We start from the raw sequence: 18,193 nt of genomic DNA on the forward strand, positions 1-18,193 counted from the left end.
CCTCCACACCTACAACCACCACCGCTGCCACACCGCACTCGGCGGACACCCACCCATCAGCCGAATCAACAACCCTGCGGGTCAATACACCTAGGCCGTATCCCGGCCCGTCACCTCACCCGCGCGCGCAGCTCCATCGCCCCGCGGGCGGCCGCCTCGCTCTCATACACCTCGCACATGTGCCGCCCGTCCGGCGTCGCCGTGTGCTCGACCTCCCACAGGCTGAGCTCGCTGCCGTCCAGCAGCACGAACGAGTGCTCGTACAGGTTGAACCCGGTGCCCCGCCCGTCCGCCGTGAACGGCCGGGTCCCGAAGGCCTGGGTGATCTGGTGCGCATACGCCGACCGCAGCAGCAGCGCCGTCCCCTCGCCGGGCCGGTCCGGATTCTCCGCCCGCCGCAGCACCCGGCGGGCGTGATCGGCGGACTCCTCCACCGCGTACTCCCGGTGCCGCCGGGCCGGCGAGCTCGCCGCGAACAGCGCGCCCAGATCAGCCACGCCGGTGTCCGGCTCCTCCTCGGCGGCGGCGAGCGCCGGATCCAGCGCCGGGTCGAAGGCCGCCTCCGCCGGGGCCTCGCCGAACAGCCGGGCCACGGCCAGGCAGGCCTCCGCCTTGCTCACGAAGACCTCGTGCCGGATCGTCCGGTCGCCCACCAGCCGGTACACCAGCTCCCATAAGGAGGCCGAACCGCCGTCGGAGAGCAGGTACGTGTGCCGGTGGGTCTCCCGCCACAGGCCCGCCGCCGGGCTGTGGTGGGAGGTGTACAGCGAGGAGCTGTGGGCGAGCGCCGTGCCGAGGCGCTCGACCAACCGGTCCGGCAGGTCGAAAGAGTTGAGGGCGCGGCCCAGGAGTCGCTCGAGGTGCGCCTCGGTTGTCTCGTACGGATCGCTCAAGGTGGGTCTCCAGGCCGTCGCAGCTTGTGACTTCGCGGAAGCTCAACGTAGCCCCTGGCTCTGACATCACGTCCGGGGTTCGGTAAAACGTCCGGGAAGCATCAGGGGTTCCCGCCACCCCTTCAGGTCAACTTGCCCCGGGATGAGCATGGTTCGCCCGGGTCTGTTCCGGAGCGCGGCAACATGGCCCGTATGGCAACGAAAACAGTGGACCTTCCCCGCCAGCAGGGGCTGCCCCACACCAGACACGAGGACGAACCGGAGGCGGGCCGACGGGCTTTGGCCTGGCTGCTGGCGCTCACCGGCGCCGCCGGGGTGCTGGCCTCCTGGGTGATCACCCTCGACAAGTTCCTGCTGCTGGAGGACCCGGACTTCAAGCCCGCCTGCAGTCTGAACCCGGTCGTCTCCTGCGGCAGCGTCATGAAGAGCGAGCAGGCGGCGGCCTTCGGCTTCCCCAACCCCCTGCTGGGGCTGGTCGCGTTCGGGGCCGTCGTGTGCGTCGGAGCCGGCCTGCTGGCGGGCGCCCGCTACCGCGGCTGGTTCTGGCTGGGACTGAACGCCGGGATGCTCTTCGGAGTCGGCTTCTGCACCTGGCTGATGGTCCAGTCCCTGTACGAGATCAACGCGCTCTGCCTGTGGTGCTGCCTCACCTGGGCGGCCACCCTGCTGATGTTCTGGGCGGTCACCGCCCGCAACGTCCGGGCGGGGGCGCTGCCCGCGCCCGGTCCCGTACGGACCTTCTTCGCCGAGTTCGGCTGGGCCCCGCCCGCCCTGCACATCGGCGTGATCGGAATGCTGATCCTCACCCGGTGGTGGGAGTTCTGGACCGGGTGACCGCGGCGCCCCGCACGCCCGAGGGCCCCGGCAGCTGGAGGCTGCCGGGGCCCTCGTCACATCGCTCCACGGGCGACAGGGCCCGGACCGGGGAAAGCGGGGGAGCGGAGATCAGCTGCCGACGGACGCGTTGCCCGACAGGACCGGGATGTTGTCCAGGATGTGCGAGAGCGGCTCGTCGCCCTTGGCCTGGGTGGAGTTCTCGGTGCACTGCTGGTTCATCGGGTTGGACAGGACGTTGATGTCCTGAACGCCGATGTTGAGGGCCGCGAGGATCGACTGCGCGTTGACCTTGACCGGCAGACCGATGCAGGGCTTGTTCAGGGTGCCCTGGACCAGGCCGAGCTGCGGGCTCATGTCGCCGGCGGTCTTCTGGTTGCCGTAGATCTGCTGAGCACCGTTCCCGTTGACGGTGTTGATCCCGTTGTCGTTGCCGATGGCCATGGCCGGGGCCGCAACAGCAGCGCCCGCGCCGACGGCGGCGGCGGTGACCGCGGCAGCAGTCATGATCTTCTTGAGCATCATTGGTCCTTTTGTCGCACGAGTGCCCGCTAGTGGAGCGCCCTGGTCAACTGCCCTCCACGGGGGTTGGTTCCGCTGCTTCACTCAAACGGCCCGCTCCGGCCGAGGATTTCCCCGCCCCGGGTGAGCCTTCTCCGGACGCCTGCGCGAAGCCCGTACGCAGCGCCCAGAGCCGGTCCGGCCGTTCAAGATCCTGTTGCGCTCCGTAGAAGGTGTTCGCACGGTGGGTGAGGAAGCGGATCGCTCGGGTCCGCCTCTGTGCGACCACCGAAGGAAATGCCATGCACCGCACGAAGCCGTCCCGCATCCGCGTCCTCGTCCCGTCGGCCCTCGCCGTCGTCATACTCTCCGGCGCGGCCGCCCCCGCGGGCGCCGCGGACGGTGACACGGCCGCCGTCGTCACGAAACGCATCGCGGCCGCCCAGCAGCAGATCGACCGCCGCGTGGCGGCCGCCGGCCCGCTGGACGACCTCCTCGCGCAGATCACCGCGATCCTCGACGGAGTGACCAAGTCCCTGGAGACGCTCCTGCCCGGGGTGAAGCTCCCGGAGATCAAGCTGCCGACCCTGCCGAGCCTCCCGGCGATCCCGGAGATCCCGGCGCTGCCGATCCCCTCCCTCCCCGAGATCCCGGAGATTCCCACGACCCCGGAGATCCCGGAGATCCCGGAGATCCCCGTCTCCAAGCCGGCGGCTCCGGTCTCCAAGCCGGCCGCGCCCGTCTCCAAGCCGGCGCTCCCCGTCCCGGCCCGGCCGGCGGTACCCGCACTCCCGGCGAAGCCGGCGGTCCCGGCAGTCCCCGCGGTCCCGGCAGTCCCCGCGGCCCCGGCAGTCCCCGCGGCCCCGGCAGTCCCCGCGGCCCCGGCAGTCCCCGCGGTGCCCGCGGTGCCCGCACCGGTCAAGCCGGTCCAGCCGGCCAACCCGGTCCTGACGCCGGTGGAGAGCGTGCCGGAACTCCCCGACCTCCCGTAGCGGGGGGCAGGATCGCACATCGCGGCCCGAAAACCGCGCGTGGTTACGACTATTGAGCTGAACAGGTCTGATTGCGCGCGGGGCCGTGTCGTATGGGAGTCCGGACCGTTTCGCTCGGTGTGAGCCCCGCGTCGGGGCAGAACATCGAACAGAAGGTGCACTTCCCATGAACTCTGCCAAGAAGGCCGCCCTGGTCCTGGCCTCCGCCGGTCTCGCTGCGGCCGGTGCCGCCGGCTCCGCCATGGCCGACTCGTCGGCCGAGGGCGCGGCCGTGGGTTCGCCCGGTGTGCTCTCGGGCAACCTGGTCCAGGTCCCGGTCCACGTGCCGGTCAACGTCTGCGGTAACACCGTCAACGTGATCGCCCTGCTGAACCCCGCGTTCGGCAACGTCTGCGTCAACGACTGACGTCAGTCGGCACATGTGACAGTGGGCGCCACCGGCCTCGCCGGTGGCGCCCACTGTCGTGCTCCCGCGGTTCCCGGAGTTCCCGCGGTTCCCGCCGGGGCGGGCGGCCCGACCTGCTCAGTGGGCCCCGCCGTTGAGCTTCACGCCGCCGAGGAGCGGGGACGCCTGGGTGGCTCCGTCCGCCACCTTGAGCACCTCGCCCGGCGCATTGTTGCGGACCTTGTTGACGCGCTGCGCGGTGTCCACGACCTTGGTGACGGCCTCGCCCTGTTCGGCCACCCCGTTGCCCAGGGTCTCCGGGAGCTGCTCGGTGACCGGAGCGAGCGAGTTGACGGCCTCGGTGGCCCCGCCCGTCAGGCTCATGGGGGGCATCGCGACCGGCGCGGCGGCCGCGAAGGCGGGAGCGGCGGCGCCGAGCGCGGCGACGGAGCCGGCGATGACCGCGGCGACCTTCGTGAGCTTCATTATCGAAATCCTCTTCTTTCGTGGACAGAGGCATGAGCGGCGACGGTCGCGCCGCATTCGCCCTGGGTAACGATTCCCCGCCACTCCGGAAACGCGTACGGCAACGGCCGGAGAATCCGATGAAGGATTCTCCGGCCGATATTTCTTCCGATTACCGGTATTGCCTGTCAGGCGGTCCGGGACCTCCGGTACAGAATGGCGCCGCCCAGGATCAGGGCCGACGCGAGGGCCGCCGCGGCACCCGGCTGACCGGCACCCGTCTCGGCGAGCTCCGGAGCCGACACCTGCGCCGGGGCGGGCAGCGGAGCCGGTACGGGGACCGGCGCGGCCGGCGTCACCGGGACGGGTGCCGGTGCGGGCGCCGGCGCCAGGTGGATCGGGGTGTCACCGGCGGGGGCGGCCGGCGGCTGGTCGGCGGGACGGACGACCTCGGGCGCCGGCGCGGGAGCCGGGTGCTCCACGAACCGGCTGCCGTGCGGCGGCGCCGGTACGGGGGCCTCCTCGGCGACCGGCGCGGGCGCCGGGAGCGGCCGGGGCGCCTCCGCCACCGGGGCGGGCCCCGGAGCCGGTGCGGGCAGCGGTACGGGCGCCTCGTTGACCGGGGCCGGCAGGGGCACCGGGGCCGGGACCGGCGCGGGCTGCGGCGGCGCGGGCACCTCTACGGGCGCCTCGTGGACGGGCGGCTTCGGAGCCGGGTGGGGCAGGGGCTTCGGTGCGGGGTGGGGCTGGGGCGCGGGCCTCGGAGCCGGATGCTCCGCCGCCGGCTTCGGGTGGGGCGCGGGCTGCGGCTTCGGGTGGGGCCGCAGCTGCGGCCGCTCGGGCGCCGGGGGAGCGTGGTGGGCCACCGGAGCCGGGGCCGGGAGGGCGTGCGGGTGGTCGTCGCACTCCTCCTCGTCCGGGCCTCCGTAGCCGCCCTGCCCGGGGTGTCCGCCGTGGCCCGCCGGTACGCCGTGGCTCCGGTCCTCCTCCTCGCCCGATCCGCCGTAGCCGCCCTCGTCGCGCCCCTCCTCGTACCGGGGGGCCGCGTGGCGCGGTGCGTGCCGGCGGGCCTCCTCGTGGCGGGGCTCCTCGTGGCGCTGCTCGGGCAGCGCGTGGCGGCCGCCCTGGTGCTCTTCGAGGTAGCGCTCGAAGGCCTCGGCGTGTTCGGGGCTGAGGTAGCGCTCGTAGTCGCGGCCGGCGTGGTGGGCGTCGGAGCCGGTCGTGGTGGCGCACGTGTTCCCCATCGAGGGGTTGAGCGCCGCTCCGCCGTCCACGCTGTTGCCGCACACGTTCGGCGAGAGGGTGATCGGTACCGAGACGCTGTTGCCGGACAGCGCGCCCGGCGAATGCGAGGCCTCGGCCATCGCCCCCGGGTGCGCGTAGGCCGCGCCGGTCGCGATCGACAGCAGGCTCGAGGCGGCCGCCGCCGTGAGCACCCCCTTGCCCAGTACCTGTCGGCTCAGTACCTGTCGCATGGGTCCTTCCCTGTCTACCGGCATTCCCGCCGGTGCTGAATCGAAGGTGGCCTCGGAGTGCACCGCCGTGCACTCCGAGGCCACCCCGAGGAGGTTTGCCCTTGCGGGCAGGCGCTTCGTCAGGCGTTGATGCAGGTGTTGCCGAACGCGGGGTTCAGCGCGCCGATCACGTTGACCGTGAGGCCGCAGACGTTGACCGGGACGTGCACCGGAACCTGGACGAGGTTGCCGGAGGCGACGCCGGGGGAGCCGATGGCCTTGCCGTCGGCGACCGAGTCGGCCATGGCGGGCGAGGCGGCACCGGCGGCCATGAGAACGCCGGCGGCCAGCACCACTGCCTTCTTGTACGTCATTTGTTTTCGATCCTTCCCGCAGAGGCTTGTCCACTGCGGAAATAACAACGAGTGGGTCCGGGAAAAGAAACCGGAGATTTTCCCGGCAGCTTCCGCGAATTCACCCGCGCCCGTGCCGCCCGGAATTCGCGCCGGATTTACGCGCTATTCGCGGCGTGTACGGGCGGCGTGGCCGGGCCGTGTCGACAAGCGGCGAGGCCGCCGCGACCCGGAGGGTGCGGCGGCCTCGCTTGCGCGGCTGCGGTCAGCTGCCGGCGGACGCGTTGCCCGACAGGACCGGGATGTTGTCCAGGATGTGCGAGAGCGGCTCGTCGCCCTTGGCCTGGGTGGAGTTCTCGGTGCACTGCTGGTTCATCGGGTTGGACAGGATCGGGATGTCCTGGACGCCGACGTTGACGAGCGCGAGGATCGACTGGGCGTTGACCTTGGCCGGCAGCGCGATGCAGGGCTTGTTGAACGAGCCCTGGATGAGCGCCATCTGGGGGCTCATGGTGCCGTAGGTGGCCTGGTTGCCGTAGATCTGAGAGGCGCCGTTGCCGTTGACGGTGTTGATGCCGTTGTCGTTGCCGATCGCCATCGCCTGCGGAGCCATGGCGGCCCCGATGCCCACGACCGAGGCTGCGGCAGCCGCAGTGGCCATCATCTTCTTGATCATTGTCGTCCCTTTTTTGCTGGATTGCCCGGTAGTGGAGCACCCGGATCAACGGCAGGTCCCGGGTCGGGGTTGCGTGCCTTCACTCGGATGCCTGGGTTTCGAGCGACCCGATTGACGGTTGGGCTGACAGTCGGACCGACGGTCAGGCGTTGACGCAGGTGTTGCCGAACGCCGGGTTCAGCACGCCGACCAGGTTGGCCGTGACACCGCAGACGTTCACGGGGATGTTGACCGGGACCTGGACCAGGTTGCCGCTGCCCACGCCGGGGGACTCCGCCGCGAAGCCCGCCGCCGCCGAGTCCGCGGAGGCGAGGCCCGCGCCGCCCATCAGCGCCGCGGTGCCGGCGACCGCCAGGGTGGTGCCGCGCATCAGCCTCTTCTTCATCTCCGTTTTCCTTTCGGTTCGAACAGTGGTGCACCGCATAACGACCCGCCGCCTGCGAGGGTGCGTGTTATCGCCCAAAAGGCCGTACGAGCGAGTCCGGCGTGATTTCCAGCCTGATTTCTGACAAAGTTCACTCCTGTTTTGTCCCCTTGATCGAAAATGGAGACAGGGTCATGGGTTCGTCCCGCAGAATCCTCGGCACGCTCGGTCTGCTGTCCTGCCTCGTACTTTCGGCGAACGTCCCCGCTGCGGCCGCCCCGCCGGGCCCCGCGACCCCCGCCGCGCGGGAAATGGCCAAGATCCCCTTCACCCAGCGTTACCGGGCCGTCCAGCACGGCGGGCTGGTCCGCGCCTCCAACTCCTCCATCGCCTGCCGCCGGGAAGAGGCGCCGGACGCCGAGCCGTGCAGCGAGGTCGACCGGGGTGCGGCGGGGGTCAACGGCGATTTCGACATGTTCTACAGCGAGGTCGACAAGGATCCGGACACCTACAACTCCACCCGGGCCGAACTCAAGGTCCCGCTGGGCGCGAAGGTCTCGTACGCCCGCCTGTACTGGGGCGGGAACCTGCGGGTGGGCGAGCAGAAGCCGCCGGAGGACAACGGCCGGGTGCTGGTCGCGGAGCCGGGCGGGGCGTACAAGGAGGTCCTCGCCGACACCGTGATCGGCCACCGGTCGGACGCGGGCAGCGATGCCTACCAGGCCTCGGCCGACGTGACCCCGATGGTCCGCAAGGGCGGCGCCGGGATGTGGACGGTGGCCCAGCTGAACATCGCGATGGGCCATTCCGAGGTGGGCGCCTGGGGCGGCTGGACGCTGGTCGTGGCGTACGAGCACCCGCAGGAGCCGGTGCGCCGGATCTCGGTGTGGGACGGCTTCGGGTCGATCGCCGCGGGCGCCGGGGCGGGGGCCGGCGAGACGGTCGAGGTCGCCGGTCTGGACGCCGCCGCGGGGTCGGCCGGGAAGGTCGGGGTGGTCGCGTACGACGGGGACCGCGGAACCCTCGGGGACTCACTCACGGTGACCTCCGACAGTGGCCGACGGGTCGACATCAGTGATGCAGAAAATCCTTTTAATGATGTTATGAATTCCACGATCACGGAATTCGGGGATCCCTCGTTCGTGCGACAGCCCGAACATATGAATAATCTCGGATATGACGCGGACGTGTTCGACCTGAGTCCCGCCCTGTCCGGTGGTGCCCGCAGCCTGAGCTTCAGGTTCACGGGCGAAAGCCAGGGTCAATTCCTCGGCGTGCTCTTCGTTCAGACAGACGCGCGCCGCTGAACGTAGGAGACCACTCCGCGTGCCGACACAGCCTCCCCCTGCGCAGCCCTCCCGTGCGCAGGCTCCGATCACCCGCCCCCTGTCCGTCCTGCACCTCGTCCAACCCGTCGACGGCGGTGTCGCCCGCGTCGTCGTCGACCTCGTCCGGGCCCAGACGGCCGCCGGGCTGCGGACCGCCGTCGGCTGCCCGCGCGGCGGACAGCTCGCCGACGCGGCCCGCGAGGCCGGGGCCGAGGTGCTCACCTGGCGCGCCGGCCGGGCCCCGGGACCCGACCTGCCCGCCGAAGTGCTGGGCGCCCGGCGGGTGATCGGCCAGGTCGGGCCGGACGTCCTGCACGCCCACAGCGCCAAGGCGGGCCTCGCCGGGCGGCTCGCCGTACGCGGGGCCGTGCCCACCGTGTTCCAGCCGCACGCCTGGTCCTTCGACGCCGTCGGCGGGGCCACCGCCGCACTCGCGCTGCGCTGGGAGCGGTTCGGGGCGCGTTGGGCCGACCGGGTGCTCTGCGTCAGCGAGGCCGAGCGCCGGGCCGGGGAGGCCGAGGGCATCGCCGCCCACTGGTCGGTGATCCGCAACGGCGTCGACCTCGACCACTTCCGCCCCGGCGGCCCCGACCGCGAGGCCGACCGGGCCCGGGCGCGCACCGAACTCCCTTTGCCCGCCGCCTTCCTGGGCGACGGGCCGCTCGCCGTCTGCGTGGGCCGGCTCTGCCAGCAGAAGGGCCAGGACATCCTGCTCCGGGCCTGGCGGGAGGTGCTCGGCAACGTCCCCGAGGCCCGTCTCGCGCTCGTCGGCGACGGCCCCGACACCGAGCGGCTGCGCCGCAGCGCCCCGCCCGGGGTGCTCTTCGCGGGAGCCGCCCGCGACATCCGACCGTGGCTTCGGGCCGCCGATCTCGTTGTACTGCCGTCGCGGTGGGAGGGCATGGCGCTCGCCCCGCTCGAAGCCATGGCCTGCGGCCGGCCGGTCCTGGTGTCCGACGTCAGCGGTGCCCGGGAGAGCCTGCCGCCCGGCCAGGGACGGCTCTGCCTGGTACCGCCGGAGGACCCGACGGCCCTGGCCAAGGCCCTGGGACGGCTGCTCGCCGAACCGCGGCTGCTCGCCGAACTCGGGGAGCAGGCCGGGCAGCACGCCCGGACCGACTTCGACGTGCGGCGGACCACGGACGCGGTCACCGGTCTGTACCACGAACTGCTGGGCAGGCCCCGGCCCTTGAACCAGGAGCGCATCAGCCGATGACGATGGACAGCGCACCCGCCCGGCACACCGGGCAGGGCGGAACGGGGCCCGCCGGCGGCACCGCCGGCACCGCAGCCGTCCGACGGTCCGTGACCGCCATCCACCCCCCACGCCGGCCCCGGGCCGACGCGGCCCGGCCCCTGGCGCGGCCCCAGCGGGTCCGGCGCCGCGACGGGGTCCTCCCGCTGCTGACCGCCGACGCGCTGGCCGCCGTACTCACCACGACGGTCCTGTCCCCGCCCGGGACGGCGGTGCCGGCCGGGGCGGCCGCCCCGATGGCCGTGCTGGCCGCCGCGCTGCACGCGCAGGCCGGGCTGTACCGGCCGCGGCTCGCGCCCTCGGCGCTGCTGGAGCTGCCCGCGCTGGCCGGGCGGGCCGCCATCCTGTGGTGCGCCTTCGCCGCCGTCGTGGCCGCCACGGCGCCGGGCGAGGCCCTGGGCTGGTCGGCGCTGCTGGGCGCCGTCTGTCTGCAGATCGTACTGACGTGCACCGGGCGCGGGTTCGTCAACCGGCTGCGCCGCCGCGCGGCCCGCCGCCGGCCGGCCTCCGCCCTCGTCGTCGGCCCCGGCGCCGGGGCGAGCGCGGTCGCCGCCGCCCTGCACGGGCGCCCCGAGTACGGGCTGCGGCCCGTCGGGCTCGCCGACACCGCGGCCCCCGAGGAGGGCGGCGGCGCCGTGCCGGTGCTCGCCACGCACGAGGACATCCGGCGCGCGGTCATCCAGAACTCGGTCCGGCACGCGGTGTTCACCCGCCCGCCGGAGGCCGACGAGCGCACCGCCTCCCTGGTCCGGCTCTTCCACGACCACGGCTGCCGGCTCTGGCTCGCCGACCCGGCCGGCACCGCCAAGGTGACCGGCATGCGGGTGGCCCAGCCCGCCGACCAGCTGTGGGGGTACGCCGTACAGCCGCTGCTGCCGCGTCCGTCGCGGCCGGTGGAGCGGTGGGTCAAGCGGGGCATCGACGGACTGCTGGCCTCGCTCGCGCTGATCGCCGCCGCGCCCGTGATGGGCGTGTGCGCGCTGGCCGTACGGATCTCCGACGGCCCCGGGGTGATCTTCCGGCAGGAGCGGGTCGGCCTGTACGGGCGCCCCTTCACGCTGCTGAAGTTCCGCACCCTGCGCGCCGACGAGCACGAGTCCGCCACCCGGTGGACGGTGGCGGGCGACAACCGGATGAGCCCGGTCGGCTCCTTCCTGCGCAAGTCCTCGCTGGACGAGCTGCCGCAGCTGTGGAACGTGGTCCGGGGCGACATGAGCCTGGTCGGACCGAGGCCGGAACGGCCGTTCTTCGTGGCGAAGTTCAGCACCGTCCACCCCGGCTACGAGGCCCGGCACCGGATGCCCGTCGGCATCACCGGGCTCGCCCAGATCAACGGTCTGCGCGGGGACACCTCCATCGAGGACCGGGCCCGCTTCGACAACCACTACATCGACACCTGGTCGCTGTGGCAGGACCTGTGGATCCTCGCCCGCACCGCGGCCTCCTTCTTCCGCTTCCGGCTGGGGGGCAGCTGATGAGCCTCGCCGTATCCCCGTACGGAGCCCGGCCCGATGCGGCGGGGCTGCTGCGGCGGCACTGGCCGCTGCTGCCGCTCGCCGCGACCGTCCTGCTGCTCCTCGCCCCGATCGCGGCGGGCGACGCGAGCACCTCCGGCAAGGTCGGCCCGGCCGACGCGGCCTCCCTGGTGCTGGTGCTGGTCTGCGCGGTGCAGGCGCTGCGCGGCCGGGTGCGGCAGCTGAGCCCGCTGGGCGTGCTGGTCCTCGGCGTGCCCGCCGTGGGGCTGGCGGTGGCGACCGCGACCGCCGGGGACCCGTACGCGGCGCTGCCCGGCTTCGTGCGCTACCTCCAGGTGTTCGTGCTGGTCCCGGCGGCGATCGTGCTGCTGGTGCGCGACGCCGGGGAGTTCCGGCTGGCCGCCGGGTGCTTCGTGGTGCTGGCGCTGGTGCAGGGCGCGGTGGGGGTCGTGCAGTTCGCGACCCACACGGGGGCTTCGTACCAGGGCGAGGACATCCGGGCCGTCGGCACCTTCGGGCCCGGCGACGTGATGGGCATGGCCACGGTGGTGGCGTACGGGCTGGTCGTGGCGACCGCGGCGGCCCTGGCTCCGGGACTGCCGGGCCGGGTGCGGCGGTTGGCGGGCGCTGCGGCCCTGGTGCTGGTGGTGCCGCTGGTGCTGTCGTTCAGCCGGGGCGCGTGGATCGCGACCGTCGGCGCGGCGCTGCTGGTGATGCTGCTCGCCGGGATCCGGCGGGCGCTGAGGGTGCTGCTCGCGCTGGCCGCGGCCGGGGTGGTCCTGGTGGGCGGGCTCGGGGTCGGCTCCGAGATGGTCGCCGAGCGGCTGACCTCGATCACCCAGGTCTCCAGCGCCCCCGACCAGTCGGTGACCGACCGCTACACGATGTGGGCCGCGGCCGAGTCGATGTGGCGCGAGCGGCCGGCGGCCGGGGTGGGCCTCAAGGGCTTCCCGGCCAATCGGGACGGGCACTCCTCGCTGGGCCTCTCCTCCGGCAGCGACACCGCCGGCGCGGGGCAGGCGTACATCCGCCAGCCGCTGCTCTCCCCGCACAACATGTACCTGCTGGTGCTGAGCGAGCAGGGGCTGATCGGGCTGACCGCGCTGGCGGGCGGCTGGGCGGCGCTGCTCGTCGCGGGCCTTCGGCGGTACGCGAGCGGCGGCGCCGGGATCCGGGACTGCGGGCTGATCGCGATCGGGCTGTTCGTCTGGCAGCTGACCGACTTCCTGTACGCGGACATCGGCGGGCCGTCCACCGTCCTGACCGGGGTGATCATCGGCCTGGCGGCCTGGTGGGCCCTGCCGTCCTCCTCCGGAGCGGACGCGGTGTCCGGCGGCCCCGGCCGGCCGGGGCCGCGTACGGCCCCCGGCGCGGGACGCGGTCCGGGCGAGGCTGCTGCGGCGGGAGGGCGCACCGGTCTCACGATCGCGCTGCGCGCCGTTCCGGGTGCGGACGGCCGGTGACCGATACGACGCCTTGGCGGCCCGCCTCCGGCCCCCCGGCCGGGGCGGGCCCCGCCCGCGTCCCGGGCACGTCGGCCCCGGCGTCCCCCGCACCCCCGCACGCCTCCGCCGGAACCCGGCCCCCGTCCCCGGAAGGGGCCGGAGCACGCGCGGAGCGCGGTGTCCGGGTGGCGGCCCGGGCCGCGCGCCGCGCGCTGCCCGAAGGCCCGGGTCCCGTACGGGACGACCCGTCCGCCGGTCCGCCGGGCGGGAACGCGGCGCCGGCTCCGCTGGGGCGGTTCCTGGCCAAGGCCGCCGCCGTCACGGCCGGACTGACCGCCGCCGGGGCGGTGTTCGGGCTGTTCCGGGACCAGACCATCGCGCACCTCTTCGGGGCCGGGCACGACAGCGACGCCTTCCTGATCGCCTGGACCGTGCCCGAGATGGCCTCGACGCTGCTCATCGAGGACGCCATGGCGCTGCTGATGGTGCCCGCGTTCAGCCAGGCCCTGGCCCGGCGGGCGGCGTTCCGCGCCGGGCTCACCCGCAAGGAGGCCCGCGCGCAGGACCCCGTACGGCTGCTCGTGGGGGCGACCCTGCCGCGGCTGACGGTGCTCCTGGCCGCCGTCGCCTCCCTGCTCGTCGTCGCCGCGCCGCTCGTCGTCGCCGTGCTCGCGCCCGGACTGCCCGACCCGGCGCTGGCCGTGGAGTGCACCCGGATGACGGCGCTGACCGTGCTGTCCTTCGGGATCGCCGGCTACTTCAGCGCCGCGCTCCGGGCGCACCGCTCCTTCGTGCCGCCGGCCGCGATCTACGTCTCGTACAACGTCGGGATCATCGGGACGATGATCGCCCTGCACGCGGTGTGGGGGGTGCGGGCGGCCGCCGCCGGGGTGGCCGCGGGCGGACTGCTGATGGTCCTCGTCCAACTGCCCGCCTTCATCCGGAACGTGGGCTTCGGGCCGCCCCGCGCCAAGGGCGCGCCGCGCAGCCAGCGCGACCGGGACCGGCCGACCCTGATCGCGTTCGGGGTGATCGCCCCGGTGATCTTCTTCGCGGTGTTCCGGCAGTCCCAGGTCCTGGTCGAGCGGTTCCTGGCCGCGTCGCTGCCGCCGGGGGCCATCTCGCACCTGAACTACGCGCAGAAGGTCGCGCAGATGCCGATGGTGCTGTCCCTGATGATCTGCACCGTCACCTTCCCCGTCGTCGCCCAGGCCATGGCCGGCGGAGAGCGGGAGAAGGCCCGGCGGCGCGTCGAGCAGGACCTCGCGCTGGCCTCCCTCGCCGTCCTCGTGGGCAGCGCCCTGGTCATCGGGTACGCGCCCCAGATCATCCAGGTCCTCTTCGAACGCGGCGCGTTCACCCACCGCGACACCCTGGCCACCGCCTCCGTCATGCGGGTCTACGCCCTCGGACTCCTCGGCCACTGCCTCGTCGGGGCGCTGTCCCGGCCCTTCTTCTCGACCGCCCGGCCCACCTGGTTCCCGGCGCTCGCGATGGGCGCCGGACTCCTCGTCAACATCGTGGCCGGAGCCTTCGCCGTCCGCTGGTGGGGCACATACGGCATCGCCGCCGCGAACGCCGCCGGCATCTCCACCACCGCGGCCCTGCTGCTCACCGGGCTCGGCTCGCGGATCGTCGCCATCCAGGTCCGGCGCGTCGCGCTCAGCATCGGCCGGCTCACCGTCGCCGCCGTCGGCGCCTGCGGCACCGGCTGGATCGCCGGGCCGATGATCCCCGACCCGCTGCTCAGCGCCGCCCTCGGCTGCCTCCTCGTCCCCGCCATGTTCGGCGCCTGCGGCATGGCCATACGGGCGCTCGAGATCACCGCCCTGCCCGCCCAGATCGCCCAGATGACCCAGAGGTTCCGCAATGCCCGCTGACACCCGCACGGCGCCGGCCGCCACGGCGGTCCCCGCCCGCCGGACCGCCTCGCCGTGGGTCCTGATGTACCACTCGGTCGCCGAGTTCACCGACCCCGCCGAGGACCCGTACGGCATCACCGTCACCCCGGCGACGCTGGAGGCGCAGCTGCTGTGGCTGCGCTCGCGGGGCCTGCGCGGGGTGTCCGTCGGCGAACTGCTGCGGGCCTGCGCGGCCGGGCGCGGGGCCGGGCTCGTCGGGCTGACCTTCGACGACGGCTACACCGACTACCTGACCCGGGCGCTGCCGCTGCTGCGCCGGCACGACTGCACCTCCACGCTGTTCGTGCTGCCGGGGCGGCTCGGGGTGGACAACGTGTGGGACCCGCTGGGCCCGCGCAAGTCCCTGCTGACCGCCGAGGGCATCCGCGAAGTCGCCGCCGCAGGGCAGGAGATCGGCTCGCACGGGCTGCTCCACCAGGACCTCACCGCGGCCGCCGACGACATCCTCCAGCAGGAGCTGCGGGGCAGCCGGGAGCTGATCCGGGAGCTGACCGGGACCCTGCCCGAGGGGTTCTGCTACCCGTACGGGCACCTCGACGCGCGGGTCGTCGCCGCGACGCGGGCCGCCGGGTACGGGTACGCCTGCGCCATCGACCCCGGCCGGCTGGCCGGCCCGCACGCCCTGCCGCGCACCCACGTCAGCCAGGCGGACGGGTCGGGGCGGCTGCGGATCAAGCAGCTGCGGCACCGGGCGCAGGAGCTGCGGCAGGCGGTGCGCCGGTGAAGTCGCTGCGGGCGCTGCACATCATCACCGGGCTCGGGGTCGGCGGAGCCGAGCAGCAGCTGCGGCTGCTGCTGCGGCACATGCCGATGCGCTGCGACGTGCTGACGCTGACCAACCCCGGGCAGGTGGCCGAGGGCCTGCGGGCCGACGGGGTCCGGGTGGTGCACCTGGGGATGCGCGGCAACCGGGACCTGGGCGCGCTGCCGAGGCTGGTCCGGTTCATCCGGCGCGAGCAGTACGACCTCGTGCACACGCACCTCTACCGGGCCTGCGTGTACGGGCGGCTCGCGGCCCGGCTCGCGGGGGTCGGGGCGACCGTGGCCACCGAGCACTCGCTCGGCGAGGGCGAGATCGAGGGCCGGAAGCTGACGGGCGGGGTGCGGGCGCTGTACCTGGCCAGCGAGCGGCTGGGCGCGGCGACCGTGGCGGTGTCGGACACCGTCGCGGCGCGGCTGGAGGCGTGGGGGGTGCCGGCCGCGCGCGTGCACGTCGTACCGAACGGGATCGAGGCCGCCCGCTTCCGCTTCGACGAGGGGGTGCGCCGGGCCACGCGGGCCAGGACCGGGCTGCCGGAGCGGGCGTTCGTGGTCGGCGGGGTCGGCCGGCTGGTGCCGGGCAAGCGGTTCGACTCGCTGGTGCGGGCGGTGGCGGCGCTGCCGGGGGCGCACCTGCTGCTGGCCGGGGACGGGCCGGAGCGGGCGGCGCTGCGGCGGCTGGCCGCGGAGCTGGGCGCGCAGAGCCGCATCCACCTGCTGGGGGAGCGGGACCCGCTGGGCGACAGCGCGGACGGGCGCACCCCCGGCATCCCGGCGCTGCTGGCCGCCATGGACGTGTTCGTGTCGCCGTCGCGGGAGGAGGCGTTCGGGCTGGCGGTGCTGGAGGCGCTGGCCGCGGGGCTGCCGGTGCTGCACGTCACCTGTCCGGCGATCGACGACCTGCCGGCCGCGGAGGCGCCGGGGGCGCGCCGGATCGGGACCGGGACGCAGGAGCTGGTCGCCGCCCTGCGCGGGCACATGGAGGCCGGGGCGCGGCGTCTGCCCCAGCCCCCGGTGGCCCGCCGCTACGACATCGCCCGCAGCGCGGAGCGCCTCCTCGCGGTCTACGCCCTGGCGCTGCCGGGGTCCCGTCCCGCCCCGGCGCCCGGGGACGCCCTGATCGACGCACCACCGACCCGGTCCCCCGAGCGGGGGGCCGAAACCACTCCCATCCCTCCTGGAAGGCACGTACATGGCTGACACCGCCGATCCGAAGAAGGCCGATCCGAAGAAGGCCGAGCAGAAGGCCGATCAGAGGAAGGCCGAGCAGCGCAAGAGCGACCGCCGCCGTCGCAAGGTGCGGCTGCTGCCGCCGCCCGCGTGGTGGCCGCTGCCCGCCGCCGCCCTGCTCGGGCTGGCCGCGGGCGGGGCGTACGGGGTGCTGAAGGCGCCCGAGTACGCCGCCACCAGCTACGTCGTCGCCGTACCGGACGACACCACCGAGCCGGCCACCGCCCTCGGCTTCGCCCAGGCGTACGCCCGCATCGCCACCAGCAGTTCCACCCTCGCGTACGCCCAGCCGCGCGCGGGCATCAGCGCCGGCCGGCTCCGTACGCAGGTGCGCGCCGAGACCTCCCCCGAGTCCCCGATGATCGCCATCACCGGGACGTCGAAGAGCGCGACCGAGGCCGCCGACATCGCCAACGCCGTCGCCGACGCCCTCTCCCTGAGCAGCAATCAGGCCGCCAAGAACACCGGCGTCCAACTGCTGCTGTTCAACCAGGCCGTCGCGCCGAGCGAGCCCGCCTCGCCCTCCGCCGCCATCAGCGGGGCCGTCGGGCTGTGCGCCGGCGGACTGCTCGGCGGGCTGTGGCTGCTGGCGCGGCCCACCGCCCGCACCCGGCGGCCCGAGGAGCGCCGCGTCGCGGAGCCGGTCGTCGAGGAGTACGCCTCCCTGCCCGCCCAGGGCGACCACACCGAGACCAAGGAGAAGGAGTCCGTGCGATGACCACGGGCTCCACCGGGGCCCTGTCGGTGACGCTGTGCCGCGATTCCCGGCAGTTCGCCGCGCTGGAAGAGGAGTGGAACCGGCTCCTGCGGTCCTGTCCCACCGCCACCCCCTTCCAGAGCCACGCCTGGCTCCACTCCTGGTGGCTCTCGTACGGCCGGGACGGGCGGCTGCGGATCGTGCTCGTACGGCGCGGCGGGGAGCTCGTCGGCGCCTGCGCGCTGATGCTCGTCCACCGGCCGCTGCCGCTCCTGGTACCGCTCGGCGGCGGCATCACCGACTACTTCGACGTGCTCGTGGCCGCCGAGTACGCCGAGCAGGTCGTCCCGGTGCTGGCCCACGGCCTGCACCGGGCCGCCCGCGGCGCGGTCGTCGACCTGCGCGAGGTGCGCCCCGGGGCCGCCGCGGAGGCGCTGTACGGCCAGTGGCCGGGGGTGCGGAGCACGCTCACCGACTCCACCTGCATGGAGCTGCCCGCGCTGCCGTTCGACGAGCTGGTCAAGCGGATGCCGGCCTCCGGGGCCCAGCGGGTCCGGGCCAAGCTGCGCAAGACCGACGCGGCCGGGATCGAGGAGCGGGAGGTCACCGAGCAGGAGGTGCCGCGCGCGGTCCGGACGCTGCTGCGGCTCCACGAGAAGCAGTGGCGCGGGCGCGGGGTGACCCCGGAGCACCTCAGGCCCCGTTTCGCGGAGCACCTGACCCGCGCCACCCGGCGGATGGTGCGGGCGGGCGAGGGCCGGCTGACGGAGTTCCGGCTGGAGGGGAAGGTGGTGGCCGCCAACGTCACCCTGCTGTCGGGGGCGCTCAGCGGCGGATACCTGTACGGGGCCGATCCGGACCTGCGGACCCGGAAGGTGGACGTGGCCACGCTGCTGCTGCGCTACGAGGCGGGCCGCGCCCTGGAGGAGGGCCGCCCGGTGGTGAGCTTCCTGCGCGGCAACGAGCCGTACAAGAACCACTGGCGGCCCGAGACCGTCGTCAACCAGCGGTTCCTGCTGGCGCGGACGGCGCTCGCGCCCCTGCTCCGCCTGCACGAATCACAGGTGACGGGGCGCGAGCGGGCGGTGGACGCGCTGCGCGAGGCGCTGCCGGCCGCCAGGGACTGGCGGGCGCGGCTCAACGAACTGCGGGTCCGATGACGGCT

The 18,193-nt window shown here is 74.0% G+C and carries 19 protein-coding genes; 12 read left to right on the forward strand and 7 right to left on the reverse strand.

Features of this window, described 5'->3' with window-relative positions; all coding sequences use genetic code 11:
- Positions 1-110: 110 nt before the first annotated feature.
- The gene (locus ACFYZS_RS28620; RefSeq protein ID WP_389018509.1) at positions 111-893 is read right to left on the reverse strand and encodes a DUF6227 family protein; all 783 of its coding nucleotides are present in this window, start codon (positions 891-893) and stop codon (positions 111-113) included.
- A gap of 183 nt (positions 894-1,076) precedes the next feature.
- Here ACFYZS_RS28620 and ACFYZS_RS28625 point away from each other — a divergent pair, with 183 nt between their 5' ends.
- On the forward strand, positions 1,077-1,727 hold the full coding sequence (locus tag ACFYZS_RS28625) for a vitamin K epoxide reductase family protein (protein WP_389018512.1): 651 nt from the start codon (positions 1,077-1,079) through the stop codon (positions 1,725-1,727).
- 111 nt (positions 1,728-1,838) lie between these two features.
- Here the strand turns inward: ACFYZS_RS28625 and ACFYZS_RS28630 are convergent, their stop codons facing one another.
- On the reverse strand, positions 1,839-2,249 hold the full coding sequence (locus ACFYZS_RS28630) for a rodlin (protein ID WP_389018965.1): 411 nt from the start codon (positions 2,247-2,249) through the stop codon (positions 1,839-1,841).
- 281 nt (positions 2,250-2,530) lie between these two features.
- On the opposite strand from ACFYZS_RS28630, the gene ACFYZS_RS28635 reads away from it, so the two are divergent.
- Both ACFYZS_RS28635 and ACFYZS_RS28640 read left to right on the forward strand, forming a co-directional pair.
- On the forward strand, positions 2,531-3,220 hold the full coding sequence (locus ACFYZS_RS28635) for a hypothetical protein (RefSeq protein ID WP_389018515.1): 690 nt from the start codon (positions 2,531-2,533) through the stop codon (positions 3,218-3,220).
- Positions 3,221-3,386: 166 nt separating this feature from the next.
- Positions 3,387-3,626, forward strand: a complete 240-nt coding sequence (locus ACFYZS_RS28640; protein ID WP_229338917.1) for a chaplin — start codon at positions 3,387-3,389, stop codon at positions 3,624-3,626.
- Between the two features lie 117 nt (positions 3,627-3,743).
- Here ACFYZS_RS28640 and ACFYZS_RS28645 read toward each other — a convergent pair whose 3' ends face one another.
- The 5 genes from ACFYZS_RS28645 to ACFYZS_RS28665 all read right to left on the reverse strand — a co-directional run bounded on the left by ACFYZS_RS28645 (position 3,744) and on the right by ACFYZS_RS28665 (position 6,923).
- Complete coding sequence (locus tag ACFYZS_RS28645) at positions 3,744-4,091, reverse strand: hypothetical protein (protein ID WP_389018518.1); 348 nt, start codon at positions 4,089-4,091, stop codon at positions 3,744-3,746.
- Positions 4,092-4,258: 167 nt separating this feature from the next.
- Positions 4,259-5,545 carry a chaplin family protein gene (locus tag ACFYZS_RS28650; RefSeq protein ID WP_389018521.1) on the reverse strand — a complete coding sequence of 429 codons (1,287 nt, stop codon included), beginning with the start codon at positions 5,543-5,545 and terminating at the stop codon, positions 4,259-4,261.
- A 119-nt stretch (positions 5,546-5,664) separates the two neighbouring features.
- The gene (locus ACFYZS_RS28655; protein WP_389018524.1) at positions 5,665-5,898 is read right to left on the reverse strand and encodes a chaplin; all 234 of its coding nucleotides are present in this window, start codon (positions 5,896-5,898) and stop codon (positions 5,665-5,667) included.
- A 244-nt stretch (positions 5,899-6,142) separates the two neighbouring features.
- Positions 6,143-6,553 (reverse strand): rodlin, encoded by a 411-nt coding sequence (locus tag ACFYZS_RS28660; RefSeq protein ID WP_384713776.1) that lies wholly within the window; start codon positions 6,551-6,553, stop codon positions 6,143-6,145.
- A gap of 142 nt (positions 6,554-6,695) precedes the next feature.
- Positions 6,696-6,923, reverse strand: a complete 228-nt coding sequence (locus ACFYZS_RS28665; protein WP_389018967.1) for a chaplin — start codon at positions 6,921-6,923, stop codon at positions 6,696-6,698.
- 116 nt (positions 6,924-7,039) lie between these two features.
- Between ACFYZS_RS28665 and ACFYZS_RS28670 the strand changes: the two genes are divergently transcribed.
- Genes ACFYZS_RS28670 through ACFYZS_RS28710 form a run of 9 tightly spaced genes read left to right on the forward strand, consistent with a single transcriptional unit; the run spans position 7,040 to position 18,188 of the window.
- A complete protein-coding gene (locus tag ACFYZS_RS28670) occupies positions 7,040-8,224 on the forward strand; it encodes a DUF3344 domain-containing protein (protein WP_389018527.1) in 1,185 nt (394 codons plus the stop codon).
- Between the two features lie 19 nt (positions 8,225-8,243).
- Entirely contained in the window at positions 8,244-9,461 is a 1,218-nt protein-coding gene (locus ACFYZS_RS28675) for a glycosyltransferase (protein ID WP_389018530.1), read from the forward strand.
- Entirely contained in the window at positions 9,458-10,975 is a 1,518-nt protein-coding gene (locus tag ACFYZS_RS28680; protein WP_389018533.1) for an exopolysaccharide biosynthesis polyprenyl glycosylphosphotransferase, read from the forward strand. The genes ACFYZS_RS28675 and ACFYZS_RS28680 overlap by 4 nt, the downstream gene beginning before the upstream one ends.
- Positions 10,975-12,438: an O-antigen ligase family protein gene (locus tag ACFYZS_RS28685; RefSeq protein ID WP_389018536.1), complete on the forward strand. Its 1,464-nt coding sequence runs from the start codon at positions 10,975-10,977 to the stop codon at positions 12,436-12,438. Before ACFYZS_RS28680 ends, ACFYZS_RS28685 begins: the two co-directional genes overlap by 1 nt.
- Positions 12,435-14,300, forward strand: a complete 1,866-nt coding sequence (murJ, locus tag ACFYZS_RS28690; RefSeq protein WP_389018539.1) for a murein biosynthesis integral membrane protein MurJ — start codon at positions 12,435-12,437, stop codon at positions 14,298-14,300. The genes ACFYZS_RS28685 and murJ overlap by 4 nt, the downstream gene beginning before the upstream one ends.
- Positions 14,290-15,066: a polysaccharide deacetylase family protein gene (locus ACFYZS_RS28695; RefSeq protein WP_389018542.1), complete on the forward strand. Its 777-nt coding sequence runs from the start codon at positions 14,290-14,292 to the stop codon at positions 15,064-15,066. Before murJ ends, ACFYZS_RS28695 begins: the two co-directional genes overlap by 11 nt.
- Before the next feature lie 5 nt (positions 15,067-15,071).
- Positions 15,072-16,301: a glycosyltransferase gene (locus tag ACFYZS_RS28700; protein ID WP_389018970.1), complete on the forward strand. Its 1,230-nt coding sequence runs from the start codon at positions 15,072-15,074 to the stop codon at positions 16,299-16,301.
- Complete coding sequence (locus ACFYZS_RS28705) at positions 16,294-17,049, forward strand: lipopolysaccharide biosynthesis protein (protein ID WP_389018545.1); 756 nt, start codon at positions 16,294-16,296, stop codon at positions 17,047-17,049. Before ACFYZS_RS28700 ends, ACFYZS_RS28705 begins: the two co-directional genes overlap by 8 nt.
- Positions 17,046-18,188, forward strand: coding sequence for a GNAT family N-acetyltransferase (locus ACFYZS_RS28710; RefSeq protein ID WP_389018548.1), 1,143 nt, complete (start codon positions 17,046-17,048; stop codon positions 18,186-18,188). Before ACFYZS_RS28705 ends, ACFYZS_RS28710 begins: the two co-directional genes overlap by 4 nt.
- Positions 18,189-18,193 lie beyond the last annotated feature (5 nt).

The organism is Streptomyces sp. NPDC001903, assembly GCF_042891345.1.
Lineage (GTDB): Bacteria > Actinomycetota > Actinomycetes > Streptomycetales > Streptomycetaceae > Streptomyces.

What these genes read in the sequence shown, in the direction of transcription:
- ACFYZS_RS28640 (WP_229338917.1), top strand. Translation starts at nt 3,387, where the DNA reads ATGAACTCTGCCAAGAAGGCCGCCCTGGTCCTGGCCTCCGCCGGTCTC.
- ACFYZS_RS28665 (WP_389018967.1), bottom strand. Translation starts at nt 6,923, where the DNA reads ATGCGCGGCACCACCCTGGCGGTCGCCGGCACCGCGGCGCTGATGGGC.
- ACFYZS_RS28680 (WP_389018533.1), top strand. Translation starts at nt 9,458, where the DNA reads ATGACGATGGACAGCGCACCCGCCCGGCACACCGGGCAGGGCGGAACG.
- ACFYZS_RS28710 (WP_389018548.1), top strand. Translation starts at nt 17,046, where the DNA reads ATGACCACGGGCTCCACCGGGGCCCTGTCGGTGACGCTGTGCCGCGAT.
- ACFYZS_RS28650 (WP_389018521.1), bottom strand. Translation starts at nt 5,545, where the DNA reads ATGCGACAGGTACTGAGCCGACAGGTACTGGGCAAGGGGGTGCTCACG.
- ACFYZS_RS28645 (WP_389018518.1), bottom strand. Translation starts at nt 4,091, where the DNA reads ATGAAGCTCACGAAGGTCGCCGCGGTCATCGCCGGCTCCGTCGCCGCG.
- ACFYZS_RS28695 (WP_389018542.1), top strand. Translation starts at nt 14,290, where the DNA reads ATGCCCGCTGACACCCGCACGGCGCCGGCCGCCACGGCGGTCCCCGCC.
- ACFYZS_RS28705 (WP_389018545.1), top strand. Translation starts at nt 16,294, where the DNA reads ATGGCTGACACCGCCGATCCGAAGAAGGCCGATCCGAAGAAGGCCGAG.
- ACFYZS_RS28685 (WP_389018536.1), top strand. Translation starts at nt 10,975, where the DNA reads ATGAGCCTCGCCGTATCCCCGTACGGAGCCCGGCCCGATGCGGCGGGG.
- ACFYZS_RS28635 (WP_389018515.1), top strand. Translation starts at nt 2,531, where the DNA reads ATGCACCGCACGAAGCCGTCCCGCATCCGCGTCCTCGTCCCGTCGGCC.
- ACFYZS_RS28625 (WP_389018512.1), top strand. Translation starts at nt 1,077, where the DNA reads ATGGCCCGTATGGCAACGAAAACAGTGGACCTTCCCCGCCAGCAGGGG.
- ACFYZS_RS28655 (WP_389018524.1), bottom strand. Translation starts at nt 5,898, where the DNA reads ATGACGTACAAGAAGGCAGTGGTGCTGGCCGCCGGCGTTCTCATGGCC.
- ACFYZS_RS28660 (WP_384713776.1), bottom strand. Translation starts at nt 6,553, where the DNA reads ATGATCAAGAAGATGATGGCCACTGCGGCTGCCGCAGCCTCGGTCGTG.
- ACFYZS_RS28630 (WP_389018965.1), bottom strand. Translation starts at nt 2,249, where the DNA reads ATGCTCAAGAAGATCATGACTGCTGCCGCGGTCACCGCCGCCGCCGTC.